Origin of the sequence: Sphingomonas nostoxanthinifaciens (assembly GCF_019930585.1) — a bacterium.
Classification (GTDB): Bacteria; Pseudomonadota; Alphaproteobacteria; order Sphingomonadales; family Sphingomonadaceae; genus Sphingomonas_I; species Sphingomonas_I nostoxanthinifaciens.
On sequence record NZ_CP082839.1, the window covers coordinates 492,623 to 508,412 of the forward strand.

At 68.2% G+C, this 15,790-nt stretch carries 12 protein-coding genes; 5 read left to right on the forward strand and 7 right to left on the reverse strand.

Annotated features, from left to right (window positions below; all coding sequences use genetic code 11):
- Positions 1 to 45 precede the first annotated feature (45 nt).
- Complete coding sequence (locus K8P63_RS02245) at positions 46 to 654, reverse strand: thymidine kinase (protein ID WP_223798263.1); 609 nt, start codon at positions 652 to 654, stop codon at positions 46 to 48.
- A gap of 135 nt (positions 655 to 789) precedes the next feature.
- On the opposite strand from K8P63_RS02245, the gene hrpB reads away from it, so the two are divergent.
- The 3 genes from hrpB to K8P63_RS02260 all read left to right on the forward strand — a co-directional run bounded on the left by hrpB (position 790) and on the right by K8P63_RS02260 (position 5,228).
- Positions 790 to 3,207, forward strand: a complete 2,418-nt coding sequence (gene hrpB, locus K8P63_RS02250) for an ATP-dependent helicase HrpB (RefSeq protein ID WP_223798264.1) — start codon at positions 790 to 792, stop codon at positions 3,205 to 3,207.
- 32 nt (positions 3,208 to 3,239) lie between these two features.
- A complete protein-coding gene (locus K8P63_RS02255) occupies positions 3,240 to 3,536 on the forward strand; it encodes an NADH dehydrogenase ubiquinone Fe-S protein 4 (protein WP_223798265.1) in 297 nt (98 codons plus the stop codon).
- Between the two features lie 189 nt (positions 3,537 to 3,725).
- Positions 3,726 to 5,228, forward strand: coding sequence for a DUF6418 domain-containing protein (locus K8P63_RS02260; RefSeq protein ID WP_223798266.1), 1,503 nt, complete (start codon positions 3,726 to 3,728; stop codon positions 5,226 to 5,228).
- A gap of 69 nt (positions 5,229 to 5,297) precedes the next feature.
- Here K8P63_RS02260 and K8P63_RS02265 read toward each other — a convergent pair whose 3' ends face one another.
- Genes K8P63_RS02265 through K8P63_RS02280 form a run of 4 tightly spaced genes read right to left on the reverse strand, consistent with a single transcriptional unit; the run spans position 5,298 to position 10,093 of the window.
- The gene (locus K8P63_RS02265; protein ID WP_223798267.1) at positions 5,298 to 6,323 is read right to left on the reverse strand and encodes a hypothetical protein; all 1,026 of its coding nucleotides are present in this window, start codon (positions 6,321 to 6,323) and stop codon (positions 5,298 to 5,300) included.
- A complete protein-coding gene (locus K8P63_RS02270) occupies positions 6,323 to 7,930 on the reverse strand; it encodes an MBOAT family O-acyltransferase (protein ID WP_223798268.1) in 1,608 nt (535 codons plus the stop codon). Before K8P63_RS02270 ends, K8P63_RS02265 begins: the two co-directional genes overlap by 1 nt.
- A 19-nt stretch (positions 7,931 to 7,949) precedes the next feature.
- Entirely contained in the window at positions 7,950 to 8,192 is a 243-nt protein-coding gene (locus tag K8P63_RS02275; RefSeq protein ID WP_223798269.1) for an acyl carrier protein, read from the reverse strand.
- A 5-nt stretch (positions 8,193 to 8,197) separates the two neighbouring features.
- Positions 8,198 to 10,093, reverse strand: a complete 1,896-nt coding sequence (locus K8P63_RS02280; RefSeq protein WP_223798270.1) for an HAD-IIIC family phosphatase — start codon at positions 10,091 to 10,093, stop codon at positions 8,198 to 8,200.
- A 339-nt stretch (positions 10,094 to 10,432) separates the two neighbouring features.
- On the opposite strand from K8P63_RS02280, the gene K8P63_RS02285 reads away from it, so the two are divergent.
- Both K8P63_RS02285 and K8P63_RS02290 read left to right on the forward strand, forming a co-directional pair.
- On the forward strand, positions 10,433 to 12,148 hold the full coding sequence (locus K8P63_RS02285) for an AMP-binding protein (RefSeq protein WP_223798271.1): 1,716 nt from the start codon (positions 10,433 to 10,435) through the stop codon (positions 12,146 to 12,148).
- Positions 12,132 to 13,241, forward strand: a complete 1,110-nt coding sequence (locus tag K8P63_RS02290; protein ID WP_223798272.1) for a hypothetical protein — start codon at positions 12,132 to 12,134, stop codon at positions 13,239 to 13,241. Before K8P63_RS02285 ends, K8P63_RS02290 begins: the two co-directional genes overlap by 17 nt.
- On the opposite strand, the gene K8P63_RS02295 is transcribed toward K8P63_RS02290, so the two are convergent.
- Both K8P63_RS02295 and K8P63_RS02300 read right to left on the reverse strand, forming a co-directional pair.
- Positions 13,220 to 14,650: an efflux transporter outer membrane subunit gene (locus K8P63_RS02295; RefSeq protein WP_223798273.1), complete on the reverse strand. Its 1,431-nt coding sequence runs from the start codon at positions 14,648 to 14,650 to the stop codon at positions 13,220 to 13,222. The two genes, K8P63_RS02290 and K8P63_RS02295, sit on opposite strands and share 22 nt — an antisense overlap.
- A complete protein-coding gene (locus K8P63_RS02300) occupies positions 14,647 to 15,786 on the reverse strand; it encodes an HlyD family secretion protein (RefSeq protein ID WP_223798274.1) in 1,140 nt (379 codons plus the stop codon). The genes K8P63_RS02295 and K8P63_RS02300 overlap by 4 nt, the downstream gene beginning before the upstream one ends.
- Positions 15,787 to 15,790 lie beyond the last annotated feature (4 nt).

A 15,790-nucleotide genomic window follows, 5' to 3' on the forward strand; every position in this document is an offset into this window, starting at 1 on the left:
CGCCCTGGGCTCCTGCTTCCGCAGGAGCACCGTTTAATCCACGTCTTAGGCGGGGCGGATCGCGTCGGGCAATGCGCCGTCGCGCATCGCCGCCATGAAGTGGCGCCGGCATACCGCCAGATAGCGGTCGTTGCCGCCGATCTCGGTCTGCGCGCCCTCGCGCGCGACCCGGCCCTCGGCATCGAGGCGGAGGTTCATCGTCGCCTTGCGCCCGCAACCGCACACCGCCTTGATCTCCGACAGTATGTCGGCGAGCGCGAGCAGCCACATGCTGCCCTCGAACAATGTCGCCTGGAAATCGGTGCGCAAGCCATAGGCCAGCACCGGAATGCCGAGCTCGTCGGCCACGCCGGCGAGCGCGAACACCTGGCCGCGCGTCAGGAATTGCGCCTCGTCGACCAGCACGCAGTTGAGCGGGGTGGCGGCGTGCTGCGCCGCGATCGCCCCGCGCAGATCGGTCGCGGCGTCGAAGACGTGCGCCGGCATTTCGAGCCCGATGCGCGAGGCGATGGTGCCGGGCCGGTAGCGATCGTCGAGTGCTGCGGTCCACAGCATCGTCGCCATGCCGCGCTCGCGATAGTTGAAATCGGCCTGCAGCAGCACGGTCGATTTACCGGCATTCATCGAGGCATAATAGAAATAGAATTTCGCCATCGCGTCCCTTCGTCACCCCGGACTTGTTCCGGGGTCCACCGGGCGGCCGAGCCGCGTCGGCGAGGATTGCCGCAGCGTGGACCCCGGAACAAGTCCGGGGTGACGTCATAGGTGGAGCAAGGGTAAGCGGTCGGCGTGACCCCGCTGCCGATCCACGCCGTCTTGCCCGCGCTGCTCGCCGCGCTCGATGCGGGGTCGAACGCCGTGCTCGTGGCGCCGCCGGGCGCGGGCAAGACCACCGCGGTCGCGCCGGCCCTGCTCGATCGCCCGTGGTGCACGGGCCGTGTGCTGCTGCTGTCGCCGCGTCGCATCGCAGCGCGCGCCGCCGCCGAGCGGATCGCCGAGCTGGCGGGCGAGAAGATCGGTGGCCGCATCGGCTATGCGACCCGCCTCGACAGCCGCCAGTCGGCGGCGACGCGGCTGCTGGTGGTCACGCAGGGCATCTTCGTCAACATGGTGCAGGCCGATCCCGAGCTGGTCGGCATCTCGGCCGTGCTGTTCGACGAAGTGCACGAACGCAGCCTCGACGGCGATTTCGGGCTGGCGCTCGCGCGCGACGTGCAGGCGGCGTTGCGGCCCGACCTTCGGCTGGTGGCGATGTCGGCGACGCTGGAGGGGCCGCGCTTCTCGGCCCTGCTGGGCGGCGCGCCGGTGATCGAGAGCGAGGGGCGCGGCTTTCCGATCGAGCTGCGCCATCTCGGCCGCAGCGCGCAGCGGATCGAGGACGACATGGCCGCCGCGATCCGCCGCGCGCTTGCCGAGACCGACGGCGGCGTGCTCGCCTTCCTGCCCGGCGTCGCCGAGATCGAGCGCACCGCCGAGCGGGTGGAAGGCGGCCTGCCCGCCGACGTGGTGCTGCATCGCCTGTACGGCACGCTCGATCCCGCCGCCCAGCGCGCGGCGATCCGCGCCGAGCCGGCCGGGCGGCGCAAGCTGGTGCTTGCCACCGCCATCGCCGAGACCAGCCTGACGCTCGACGGCGTGGCCGTGGTGGTCGACAGCGGGCTGGCACGCCGGCCGCGCTACGATCGCGCCGCCGGCATGACGCGGCTCGCGACCGAGCGGGTGAGCCAGGCCGCCGCGACTCAGCGCGCGGGGCGTGCCGGCCGGCAGCGGCCGGGCGTCGCCTATCGCCTGTGGGAGGCGGCGGCGACCGCCGGGCTCGCGCCCTACGATCCGCCCGAAATCGCCGAGGCGGACCTGTCCGGGCTGGTGCTCGCCTGCGCGATCTGGGGCGTCACCGATCCGGGCGCGCTGGCGTGGATCGATCCGCCTTCGGCGCCGGCGGTGGCCGAGGCGAAGCGGCGGCTGGAGGGCTTCGGCCTGATCGACGCGGACGGCCGCCCGACCGCGCACGGCAAGGCGGTGGCGACGCTGCCGCTCGCCCCACGGCTCGGCCACATGCTGGTCGCGGCGGGTGCGCAAGGGATGGGCGGCAGCGCGGCCGAGGTGGCGGTGCTGCTGTCGGAACAGGGGTTGGGTGGCCCTGATCCCGATCTGGAGACACGGCTACGCCGCTGGCGGCAGGACAATGGTAAGCGGGCCGAGGGCGCGCGCGGCCTCGCCCGGCGCTGGGCGCAGGCGGCGAAGGCGGGGAGCGGGCAGGGGCCGCTCAGCGCGTGCGTCGCGCTCGCCTTTCCCGATCGGGTGGCGAAGCGGCGCGGGGCGGATGGCGCCGACTGGATCGCGGCGGGCGGGCGCGGCTTCCGCCTCGATCCCACCAGCGCGCTCGCCCGCGCCGAATGGCTGGCGGTGGCCGAGACGCAGGGCGCGGCCGCGGGCGCGCGCATCGTCTCGGCCGCGCCGATCGCCCCCGACGAGATCGATTCGCTGTTCGCCGAGCGGATCGAGACCGTCACCACGCTCGCCTTCGATCCGGCGACCGGCACGGCGACGGCGACGCGCGAGCGGCGGCTGGGCGCGATCCGGCTGGCGCGCGGCCCGGCGCCCGATCCGGATCGCGCCGCGCTCGCCGCCGCTTTGGTCGAGGGGGTGCGCGCGCATGGCCTCGATCTGCTACCGTGGGGCGATGCGGCACGTGCCTTGCGGCTGCGCGCCGGCTTCGTCGGGATCGACGCGCTGGCCGACAAGGCGCTGGTCGCGCGGCTCGACGAATGGCTGCCGTCGCTGGTCGAGGGCCGGCGCCGGCTGAGCGACGTCCCGCCCGGCGCGCTCCACGCCGCGCTCGAGGGGCTGCTCGGCTGGGACGGCAAGCGCCGGCTCGATGCCGAGGCACCGGCGCACTTCACCTCGCCGCTCGGCACTACCTACGCGATCGACTATGCGGCAGAGGGCGGCCCGGCGGTGGAACTGCGCGTGCAGGCCCTGTTCGGTCTGGCCGCGCATCCGATGATCGGACACACGCCATTGGTGCTGCGGCTGACCTCGCCCGCCGGCCGCTCGATCCAGACGACGCGCGACCTGCCCGGCTTCTGGGCGGGAAGCTGGGCCGCCGTCGCCAAGGAGATGCGCGGCCGTTATCCGCGCCATCCGTGGCCCGACGATCCGGCCGCCGCCGCGCCGACGCTGCGCACCAAGCGCGCATCCTCTTGACGCACCGCAGCGTGACGATAGACGGTGGGTTCATGGTCGAAGCCCGCATCCGCCAGCGCATGAAGAGCGCCATGCAATCCGGTCGCTACAAGGAGAGCGCGTGGGTGCTCGAATATGAGCCGGCCGAGGCCAAGCGCCCCGATCCGCTGACCGGCTGGGCCGGCTCGGGCGACGTGCGCGATCAGGTCCATTTGTCGTTCCCCACACTCGCGGCGGCGAAGGCCTATGCCGAGCGCCATGGCCTCGCTTATCATGTGACGTCGGGTCAGGCCGGGCGCACCCTGAAGCTCCAGACCTACGCCGACAATTTCAAGGGTCCGGCGATCTGACGCCGATCCGTTCGGGGTGATCCCGAACGTGCCGCGCCATGCGCGCTGACGGCATGGCGCAGCGTTGCGGGTCGGTCCGTCGTGTTGCGCCGCCGCCTGCGCGCACGCCGGTGGCGAAGCGGATCGAGACGCGATAGGGACGACACGACCGGCGAAGGAGGCAGCGTGGCGCAGGCGGATCGGCTTTCCATGGCCTGGCGAACGGTCGCTGCGCGGCGTCGCTCGTACGGCAGCGGGCGTTACGACGAGGGCCGGCGCTCCACGATCCTGGCGGTCGAGCTGTCGCTTTGCGTCGCATGGCTGCTCGGATCGTGGCTGCTCTCGACGATCTTCGCCAGCGTCTGGTGGTCGGTGGCGTCGCTCGGCACCTATGCATGGCTGGTGATCCTGCTGGTGCGGGCGGAACCCACCGGCGCGGCTTTGCTCCTCCCCACTTTGATCGAGAAAGCGTCGACCTTCGTCGCGCTCGCGCTGATTCCCTTCGATTCGCAGATTCCGGAACTGGGCCTGATCGGCGCGCCGAGCGGATGTGCCCCGGCGTTCGCCGTCTACACGGCGATCTCGCTGGTCAGCTATGTGCTGCTGTTCCGGTTGCTGAACCGGAACACGCAGGGCAAGTCCGGCTATCCGCTGACGCCGTTGTTCGATCGGCTGGCGACGCCGATCGCGCTCGGCCTGGTGGCGTTTAGCGGCATCATGATCCTCGATCTGCTGGCGAGCGGCGCGCGAAGCGGCTTCCCGTTGCTCACCGGCATGGATCGCTTCTATTTCCGCCGCGTCTTCGCGGACAAGGGCACGCTGTACATCCTCAATCTGAAGTTCGTGACCAGCTTCATGCTGGGCATGGTGGTGTTCTGCCTGCCCGCGCAGGCGACCGTCCGGCAGCTCGCGAAGCTGGCTTACACCGCGCTGATGGTGATGTACTTCCTGTTCGGCGACAAGTTCTTCACGATGCTGGCATCGCTCTCGGCGTTTTTCGCGCCCTATCTCTATCTCAACGCGCGCGCGGTACTCCAGCAGATCGGGCGCTATGCCGTCGCGGCCGCGGCCGCATTGATGGTCGTGTTCGCGGTGACGTGGTTTATCTATTCCGATCTCGGCCGCCAGAATCCGACCGCGACCGCGCAGCGGCTGAGCGGGCGCGTCGTCGGCCAGGGCGAGCTCTGGTATCTGCAATATGGCCTCGGCGCCCCGGTCTGGAACTGGGACGGCGAGATGGTCGATCGCAACATCCAGGCGCTGACGGTCAAGGACATCGACATCTTTGCGCTGCGCGCCTCGATCGGCCCGGCTTTTTATTCAAATGGCTATGCGCCGGACAAGATCCGCACCTCGCTGCACCGCAATGCCGGCAGCGTGACCTATACGGCGGCGCTGGAGCCGCTGGGGTTGCATACCTTCGGGTGGGGCGGTCTTGCGATCATGATGGTGATCGTCGGCTTCATGAGTGCGCTGGGGTCGGCCTATGTCGCGCTCGCCATCCGCACGCGCTCGATCCTGATGGGCACGTTTGCGGCTTATGTGTCGGTGCAGCTGCGTACCACTTTGGCGCAGGGCACGCCCTACGTCCTGTTCAGCGTGTTCAGCATGGTCTGGCTGAGCGTCATCCTGCTGATCGAGCTTAGCCTGCTGCTCGTCGGGCTGTCGCAGCGACGGGTCGGGCAGCGCCGCCCCGCGCTCCGCGCCTTCTGAACGAAGCGGGCCGCCGGGGCAGGCCTGGATCCGGCCAAATATCGAGCGATCGGGCCCGGTCGCTCGACTTCACCCGTGCGGGATATCGGCCGTCAGCCGCCCAAGCTCCGGCGCATAATCACGGCTGAACGCCTCGGCGCCGGCCTGGTTGAGGTGGTGCGCGTCGCCGAATGCGCAATCGGGCCGCGTGGTCAGCAGATCAGGCGCGAAGCGCGCATTGGCGTAGGGCGCCGCCTGCTGCATGAGATAGGCGCGATAGCCCGCCGCATAGGCCGGGTCGAGGATGCGCATGCTGGCGGCGCTCATCGGCGTCGGCCCGAACACCACGGCGATGTGCCGATCCGCGAACAGCTTGAGCATTCGCTGCAGGTAGAGCGTCACCAGCGGGTTGGCGGTGAACGTCTTCTGCGTCGCTTCCCACGCCAAGCCGGTCGCGCACTTGGCCGGAATGCCGTTGACGTGCTGGCCGCCCTGGCGAAGCGTGTCCGCCTCAATCTTCGCATTCTCATGACGCCGCCCGACCAGATGCGCGCCGATCAGGCTCGCGAAATCGTAGGGTGGGAAGTGATAGGCATACATCCAGTTCTTCATCGGCGGCGGCGGCTCCGAGCCGAACGCGCCGTGATACAGATCGGAGCGATGGAGCGCATGCTCGTCGGCAGCGATCTGCTGGAGGTCGCCGAAGCCGAGCTGGCCGTAGCTGACGGCGTGCAGCCACAACCAGTTCATCTCGAAATACTGACGCGGCGAGAATGACACGATCACCACGCGCGGCGGGCGCGGGCAGGCGGCGATCCGCTTCGCCTGAAAATAGGTTTCGACCGGCGTGGCACCGGTCAGCGCCAAATTGCGGATGCCCGTTCCCAGCATGGCGGGCGCGTACCCGGCCGCCGCGCGCGAATCGCCGATGATCGCGACCTCGCCGACGTCGCACGATTTCAGCATCTCGGCCTTGGCGGTCCATTGGCCGTAATCCATGTCGAGGAAGCCGGCGCGGCCATAGAGCGTGAACGCCCAGACCGCGCCGAACGCGCAGACGAAGACCGCCGCCAGGACGAGCAGATAGCGCTTCGCGGAGGGAATGGCGCTCTCCATCAGAATTGGAAGTACAGGAACTCGGAGGTGCCGCCGAGCGACAGGCACGCGAGCAGGGCGGCGAAGGCGATCGTCACGGCCCAGCGCGGCGTCGGCCCCCATTGGAGCCACCGCGGCGCCGGCGGCGGCAGGTTGCCGAGCACCGGTTCCGCGACCGCCATGATCTGCTGCGTGTTGGGCATGAACCAGCAGATCGCGAAGCTCACCGCGATCTGCGCGAGCTGCTTGATCCGCGCGGGCGTGAACAGGTCGAAGATGCCGAGATGGGCCAGCACGCGCTTGACCATGCCGGCATGCTCCACCGCCGCGCCATTATGCTCGACCCCGTGCAGCCCGACCATCGCCGCGAGCAGATCCACCGCCTGCCCGCACGATGCGGCCCGGAAGAAGACCTGGCCCAGCAGCACGGCGAAATAGGTGATCGCCATCGACAGCACGATCTGGGGCAGCGGCGGCTCGCGCTTCTCCGCGCCCTTGGGCGGCTTGGGCCGGAACATCCGCCAGCCGTGGTTGATCGTCAGATACAGGCCGTGAAGCACGCCGAAGACGAGGAACTGGAGGCCGGCGCCGTGCCAGATGCCCGCCAGCGCCATCGTCAGGATCGTCGGATAGGCGACCAGCGCGGCGAAGGCGCCCGGCGTCTCCAGCGCCTTGCGCGTCATCGGCCGGCCGCGCGCGATGCGGCTGCGGCGCATCGCCATCGCGATCGGGTTGTAGAGATATTGGGTCAGGTAGCGCGTCAGGCTCATATGCCAGCGCTGCCAGAAATCGACGATGTTGCGCGCCTTGTAGGGCGAGTTGAAATTGGGCGGGAAGCGGACGTTGAACAGCATCGCCAGCGCGATCGCCATGTCGGAATAGCCCGAAAAATCGAAATAGAGCTGCAGTGAGTAGGACAGCGCCGTCGTCCAGCCGCCGACGAGCTGCATCGACGCCGCGCTGGCGAAGCCCGCCGCGACGTTGGGCGACAATGTGTCGGCCAGCAGCGACTTCTTCAGCATGCCGAGCACGAACAAGGTGAGCGCCGGCGCGATGTTGCGCGCGCGCAGGCCGTAGTTCGACCGATCGGCGAACTGCGGCATCATCTCGCCATTGTGCAGGATCGGTCCCGCGATCAGGTGCGGGAAGAAGGTGACGAACAGCACATAGTCCGACAGGCTGTTGTCCTTCGTCACCCCGTCGCGGCAGTCGACCAGATAGCCGATCTGGGTGAAGGTGAAGAACGAGATGCCGAGCGGCAACACGACCGACGCCATGCCCTGAAATGCCGACAGATAGCCGTAGCCGGCGAAGAAGCTCAGCAGGGCATAGGCATATTTATAGTAGAACAGCGCCAGCAGATCGACGGTGATGCCGCCGATCAGCAACCCCTTCTGCAATCCTGGCCGATCCGCCGTGCGGCGGATGGCGACCGATATGCCGTAGTTGAACGCGATCGAGATCGAGATCAGGACGATCAGATAGGGCGCCCAGAAGCCGTAGAAGGTGAGCGACGCCGCGATCAGCCACAGGATGGCGGGCGTGCGCCCCCACAGGCTGGTGACCCCGTAGCCCGCAATGGCGAGCGGCAGGAAGACCAGCAGGAACGGCCAGGATGTGAAGAGCATCGGTGCGCCCTCCCCGACGTCAGGCCGTCTTCTTCTCGATCAGGTTCACGAGCTCGCCGACATTCTTGAGGTGGTCCACCTCGGCCGTCGCGATCTTGATCCCGAAATGCTGCTCGACCGCCGCCATGATGTTGACATGGCTGAGGGAATCCCACTCCTCGACCTCGTCGGCGGTGGTGTCCTCGGTCAGTACCAGGGTCTCGTCGTCGAAATATTCGCGCATGATGGTGGTGAGGTCGGACAGGATCTGGGCGCGGTCCATGCTGCTTATTCCTTTATCGTTGCGATGTAGGTGGCGTGCGGCTGATAGGCCGCGAGATCGAGCATCCAGTAGGTCGTGCCCTCGTCGCCGGCACCGTCCTCGGCGAAGCCGAGCTTGCGGTAATGTTCGGCGACCATGCTGTTCTTGGCCGAGGGGATGTAGGTGCCGCGCAGCCCGGCGAAGCCCGCCTCGCGCGCCAGTTCGGCGAGCAGGTTGAGCGCGGCCTGCTCGACGCCGCGGCCCAGTACGCGGCAGCTCATCAGCCACGTGTCGATCTCGGCGATCGCCGGATCGGCGGCGGAGGGGCGGGCGATAATGACCGAGATCATCCCGTTGTCGCCGAACGTGTCGGTCAGGCGCAGCTGCAGCGTGATCGTATCGTCCACGCCGATCAGCGCCTGCACCTCGGCGTCCGAATAACGGCGCGTGGTCAGGTTGAACTGGTTGGATTTGTTGATGAGCTGGGCGACGCGCGAGGCGCCTACGCCATCGAACGGCCGCCACAGCATCTCCATCGACAGGCTCTGGAGGTAGGAGGCCACGTCGGTCACCTGCGCCTTGGCGGCGTCGCGCTGCGCGTTCGCCTGATATTGGCTGGCGCGTTGGGCATCGTCGGCGGTGACGGTCGACGCCTCGAAATAGCCGGCGTCGGCGACGGTGTTGACGTAGGTGGTCGGGTCTTCCGGCAGCTCCGGCACCTCGACCATCGGCAACTCGCGCCGGATGATGTTGCGCTCGAACGGATTGTCGTCGACGAAGACGAGCGAATCGATGCCGATATTCAGCTGGCGCGCAATCTCGCGCAGGTTGGTGGCCTTGTCCTGCCAGTTGGCGATGAAGCAGGCGATGTCGCCGCGCCGCAGCTTCATCTCGGGATGCTTCTCGAACGCCTCGAGCGCATTGGCCTCGTCATTCTTGGAGCAGACCGCGAGGATCACGCCGCGGCTGGACAGATCGTGCGCATAGGCCTGCAGCGCGAGGTGCGCCTCGCCGACCGCATTGCCCTGACCAAGCACGATGCCCTCCAGCCCGTCGTCGCCGATCACGCCGCCCCACAGGGTGTTGTCGAGATCGAGCACGAGGCATTTGGACGAGCGGCCGAAGCGCGCGGCGACGGCGCGCCCGACCAGATCGCCATAGAGCGGCGCGACCAGCGGGTGGATCTCCTGCTTGGCGCGATACCACAGAGCGGGATCGTAGAAGGTCGAGAGACCGTGATGCTCCACCGCCTGGGTGAGCGAGACGATGTCGACACCGCTGGCATCCGCCTGATCGCGCAGCATCGCGTTGAAGGTGTCGACCAGCGCGCGCGGCGACCAGGCGAGGCGATGTTCGTTCGAGCCGATCAACGCCGGGAACACCGGCATCGCATTCTGCTGGAGCACGTGCGCGCCAAGCCCGCGGGCGAGGCTCCACGCCTGATCCAGTCGGCCGATCACCGACCGCAATTCCTGCTCGGCCGCATTGCCGTCGCGCGTCGCGGCGGCAGCGCTGACGAGGTGCCGCGCATCCTGCGCGAACAGGACCACGTTTGGGTTGAAGGCGTGCAATGCCGAGCCCGGATCGGCCAGCTCGTGGAAATACTGGCCGTAGGCGCCGGTATAGACCTCGATCCACATGTTGCGCCGCAATCCGGCGACTCGGATCGCCGGAATCAGATGCTCGACGGTCGACGAGCCCAGCAGTGCAAGTCGCACCGGCGGCGCGGCGAGGCCGGCCGGGGGCTCATTCCCGAACAGCCGGGTGACGACGCGCGCTAGTCGCTCCGTTTTGGTGAAATCCAGGCGCGTCCGCGCGAGCTGCACGAGTTCGGCCCAGGCCGCTTCGCCTGTTTGATTACGTGCGGTGGCAAGTCGGTCGCCCCAATCGGCCGCGACCGGCAACCAATACAAGTCTGACATGCGAGACGCGCCCCTTGTAGCCGGACGACTGGCCGCACCGGGCGAGCAGACGCAAGAAGATCGTTAACATACAGGACGCGTCGCCGTCAGCCTGTTTGTGCAGGTGCGAGAAAAAGCGTTCGATGAACGGTTGCTAATGCGCGGCAATCGTCGGGCGAAGGTGCAAAATCCGGTCGGCGATTCCGTAAAATCGGCGTCGCTGCAGCGCCAAAATTGTCAAACCGTTCCGGTTAAATCGAGTGAAACCCTGCCGTTGTACAGGGGTGGTATTGGCGGTAGCAGCCGTTGGGGGGAGACCGGCTCGTCGCGGGCGAGCGTGGACTACAGGGATGAATTAGGATGGATTCTGAGGCGCATGGCGTATTTCGTCAGCGTCTTTCGGTGGATTTCGCTCGCCCTGCGCTCATCACTCCGGATGGGCAGCAGCTCGTCTATGGCGAGTTGCTGCGCCGGGCGGACGCGATCGCGGAGCAGATCGGTTCCCGACGGACGCTGGTCTTTCTGGAAGCGTCGAACAGCATCGACGCGATCTGCAGCTATGTGGGCTGCCTGCTTGGTGGACACCCGGTCTATCTGTTCGCGGATCAGGACGGAGACGTTCCCCGCCACCTGATCGAGCGCTATCGGCCGGGCGCCGTGCTGCGCCCGACGCGGCCCGAGCCGCTTGCGTTGCTGCACCACGATCTGCCGTGCGAACTGCATCCCGATCTCGCTTTGCTGCTGTCGACGTCAGGATCGACCGGTTCGCCCAAGCTGGTCAAGTTGTCGTTCGCCAACATCACGTCGAACGCGACCGCGATCGCCCAGTATCTGGAGATCATGCCCGACGATCGCGCGATGACCTCGCTGCCGTTCGCTTATTCCTACGGCATGTCGGTCATCAACTCGCACCTGATGGCCGGGGCGGCGGTCCTGCTCAACGACGCGCCGATCAGCGATCCGGCATTCTTCGACACGTTCAGGCAGAACGAGGCGACCAGCTTCGCGGGCGTGCCCTACAGCTTCGACGTGCTCAGCATCGCCGACCCGAGCTGGGCGGAGATTCCCAGCCTGCGCTACGTGACGCAGGCGGGCGGGCGGCTCGATCCGCAGAAGGTGCGGCATTTCGTCCAGCTCGGCGCGCAGCATGGCTGGAATTTCCACGTCATGTACGGGCAGACCGAATGCGCGCCACGCATCGCGCATCTGCCGCCAGAGCTGGCCGAACATTATCCCGATTGCATCGGCATTCCCGTGCCGGGCGGCGCGATCACCTTGATCGATAGCGACGGCGGCGTGATCGGCGAGGCGGGCAGGCCCGGCGAGCTGGTCTATTCCGGCCCCAACGTGATGATGGGCTATGCCGAAAGCGCGGACGACCTCGCGTCCGGGCGGGCGCCCGCGCCGCACCATACGGGCGATCTCGCCTGCCGGAACGAGATCGGCCTGTATCGCATCGTCGGGCGGCTGAGCCGGCTGGTCAAACCCTATGGCATTCGCGTCAATCTCGACGAACTGCAGGCGGTGCTGCGCGAGACCTTTCCCGGCGTGGTGTGCACCGGATCGGACGCGCGGATCGTCGTCGTCAGGCCGGATCGCGATCCGGGCGACGATGCCGCGATCGCCGCCTTCCTCGCGTCGCGGCTCAAGCTGCCCGAGGCGATGTTCCAGGTGGTGCGCGCGCCCAAGATACCGCTGCGCGCCAACGGCAAGATCGATTTCGGCGCGATCGAGGCGCTCGCCGCCGCGCGGCTGGCGAAGGAAGAAGCCGAGCGGCCGGGTGCCGTCCGCACCATCCTCTCCGCCCGCTTCGCCAAGCAGATCGCGATCGAGGCCGGCCAGATCCTCGGCATCATCAAGCCGCAATGGCGCGGGGTGCGCCACATCTATGGCACGATCCTCAACCTGCCGGCGGTCGACGGCAACGATACGTTCGTCAGCCTCGCCGGCGATTCGCTGAGCTACGTTCAGACATCGGTCGCGCTGACCCAATATCTGGGCCACCTGCCGCTGGGATGGGAAAATGCCCCGGTCGACGTGCTCGAACAGGAGAGCCCCGTTGCGCAAGCCTTCTGATCTCGCCCGCAGCGGCCTCACGCGGATCGATACCGATGCGTTCATGCGCGCGGCGGCGATCTGCAGCATCGTGTGGAATCACGCCAATCCCAGTGCGCTCGGCGCATTCGGCGGCGGCATGACCTTCCTGATGATGTTGTCCGGGTTCAACTTCGCCCGCTTCTCGCTGCAGGGCGGGACGCCGGAATCGGTGCGCGCGGCGCTCGTCCGGCTGGGCCTGCGCATCGGCGTGCCGAGCTTCCTGCTGGTACTCTTCTTCTTCGCCGCGCTGCATCGGTTCGATGCGCGGGAATTGCTGTTCGTCAGCAATTGGTGGACGCGCGATCGCATCTCGCTGTTCCCCCTCTGGTATCCGGAGGTGATGCTGCAGATGTTCGTGCTGCTCTATCTGTTGTTCCTGACGCCGCTGGGCAGGGTGGCGCTGTCGCACATGCTGGCTTTCTCGCTGGCCATATTCCTCGTGGGCGCGGGGTTGCGCTACGCCCTGCCGTTCGTGTGGAACACTGAATATCTCAACCACGATCTGCCGCACCTGTATCTGTGGAATTTCACGCTCGGCTGGGTGATCTTCTTCCTCGTCGTGGCGCGACCGCCCACCGCGCTGACCGTGCTCCTCGCCATCGGCTGCGTGGCGCTCGGCTCGGCGGTGGGCTGGGGCGTGCATCGGCTGGATTTCTGGTGGCTGATCGTCAGCGGGGCGATCTTCGTGCTGTTCCGCACGCTGCTGCTGCCGCGCATCGTCGCGCAGGTGGCGGGCATCAGTGGCGGGCATCATCAGCCAGGCGGCCTTCACCGTCTTCCTGCTGCACCGCTTCTGCTTCGCGCTGATCGAGCATTTCGTGCCCGCATGGAAGGCGCGCGCGCCGATCCCGCATTTCCTGTTCGCCTTGTTCGCGAGCGTCGGCGTGTGGCTGCTGCTCGTCTCGACGCGTCGGGCCTATCGCGCGCTCGGCGGGGTGGGCTGGCCGTCGCTGCCGCTCGCCGAGTGGCTGCACTGGCCGGCCGCGCCGGCGATCGATCGCGTGCCGGGCATGGGCTTCAGCCAGGCCGGCCGGCCGTAACGGGGATGCCTCAGGGCGTCGTGGCGGCGTAGCTCCAGCCGCCGCCCAATGCCTTGTAGAGCGTGACGAGGCGGATCTCGACCTGCGCCTGCGCGCGCACCACGCCGTCCTCTGCCTGGAACAGCGCACCTTGCGCGGAGATCACGTCGAGCTGCGTGGCGACCCCCGAGGCATATTGATCCTCGGCGGCGGCGAGCGCGCGCCGCTCGGCGGCGACCGTCGCGGCGGCATTGTCGCGCTCGTGCTGCGCTTCGGCATAGCCGGTCAGCGCATTGTCGACATCGTGCCAGCCGCGCAGCACCGCCTGCTGGTAGGCGATCGCCGCCGCGCGCTGCTGCGACTTGCGCAGCGCCAGCGTGCCCTTGAGCTGCCCGCCCTGGAAGAAGGGAATATTCACCGTCGGCCCGAGCATGAACGCTCGCGACGCCCAGTCGAATATGGTGCCGGTATGCAGGCTCTCGGTGCCGAAATTGCCGCCGAGACTGATCGAGGGGAAGAAGTTGGCGACCGCCACACCGGTGTCGGCGGTGGCGGCGTGCAATTCGGCCTCGGCCTGGCGGATGTCGGGGCGGCGGCGCATCAATTCGCCGGGCAGGCCGACGGGGACGGCGGGCGGCACCGGCGGCTGGGCTGCAGGCCGGCCGAGCTCGTCGGCGAGCGCGCGCGGCGGCTCGGCGAGGAGGAAGGCGACGGCGTTCTCCATCGCCGCCTCCTGATTGCGCAGCGACGGCAGCGACTGGGCGATCTCGGTCGCCTGTGCCTCGGCCTGTGCGACGTCGAGCGTGGTGGCGACGCCGCTGGCGAAACGGTCGCGGGTGAGCCCCACGCGACGCCGGGCCGCGGCGAGATTGTCGCGCAGCACCGCATCCTGCGCCTGCAACTGGCGGAGCATCAGATAATCCTGCGCCAGCTCGGCCACCGCCGACAGAGCGATGCCATTGCGCGCCTCGATCTCCGCCTGGGTGCGCGCGCTGGCCGCCTCCACCGCGCGGCGCACCTTGCCGAACAGATCGAGCTCCCAGCTCGCCTGCACCTGCGGCTGGTAGAGGTCGAACTCCAGCGGCGCACCGGGGGCGGGTTCGACCAGCGAGGCGGTGCCGTTCGCGCTCTCGCGCTCGTGCGTATAAGTTGCGCGCCCACCGGCGTGGGGCAGCCCCAGCGAGGCGGCGATCGTGCGCTGGGCGCGCGCCTGGCCGATGCGCTCGGCGGCGCTCTGCAGGTCGAGATTCTGCTTCCCCAGCCGATCGACCAGCGCGGTGAGCTCGGGATCGCCGAAGCTCTTCCACCAAGCCGTATCGACCTCGCCGGCATAGGTGCGGCTGGTGACGTCCTGCGGCTCGGTGCCGTAGGCAGCGGGCGCGGCGGGCTTGGGCCGCTCGAAATTCGGGCCGACGGTGCAGCCGGCGAGCGCCAGCGCACCGACGCAGGCGAAGCGCCTCATCGGATCGTGCCGTCGCCGGCGCGTTGCGCCCCGACCACGTCGTCGAGATGCGTATCGACGATCGTCTCGACCGACATGCCGACGCGCAGCAGGCGGGCGAGCGGCTGGTTGGGCACGACCGCGATCTTTACCGGCAGGCGCTGGACGATCTTGGTGAAGTTTCCGGTCGCGTTGTTCGGCGGGATCGGCGACAGCGCCGAGCCGGACGCCGCCGGCAGGCTCTGCACCACGCCGTCGAGCCACACGTCATAGGCGTCGACATGGATGCGCGCATGCTGCCCCGGCCGCATGTGGCGCAGTGCCAGCTCGCGATAATTGGCCTCGATATAGACCTGGTGCAGCGGCACGACGATCATCATCGCCGCGCCGGGGCTGACATAATTGCCGACCTGCACGCTCTTCTGATCAACGGTGCCGTCGATCGGCGCGACGATGCGCGTGTAGGACAGGTTGAGCTTGGCCTGCTCGACCTGCGCCAGATCGGCCTGCACCTTCGCCTGCGCGGTGGTGCGGTTGGCCTTGAGCGCGTCGAGCTGGTGCCGCTGCGCCGACAGATCGGCCTCGGCCGAGCGCAGGCTCGCCTGATCCTGTCGCAGCTGGGCGTCGGCCTGCTGGTGCTGCTGCACCGTGCCCGCGCCGGTGGTGGCGAGATGGTCGTAGCGCGCGGCATTGGCCTCGCTCAGCGCCAGCCGCGCGCGCGCCGCGAACACCTGCGCTGACGATTGCTGGATCAGCGAGGGCTGGCGATAGACCTGCGCCTCCGCCTGATCGACCTGCGCGCGATCGGCCGCCACCGCCGCCTCGGCCTGATCGAGCGCGACGCGGAAATCGCGATCGTCGATCACCACCAGCGGCTGGCCGGCGCGCACCGCCTGATTGTCGTCGACCGTCACCGCCGCGACCTGCCCCGCCACGCGCGGCGCCACCGCCGAGTAATGCGCGGCCACGTAAGCGTCGTCGGTCTTCACCCGGCGGTGCGGCAGGAAGACGATCAGCAGCACGATCACCACGAACAGCAGCACGATCGCGCCGGCGAGGATCCACGGCCAGCGCGCCGAGCGCTCGTGCTTCTCGGCCTCGCGCTTGTCGTGCTCCTCCTGCTGCTTCTTGTCCTGATCGTCTGGTTCGTCGGCCATCAGG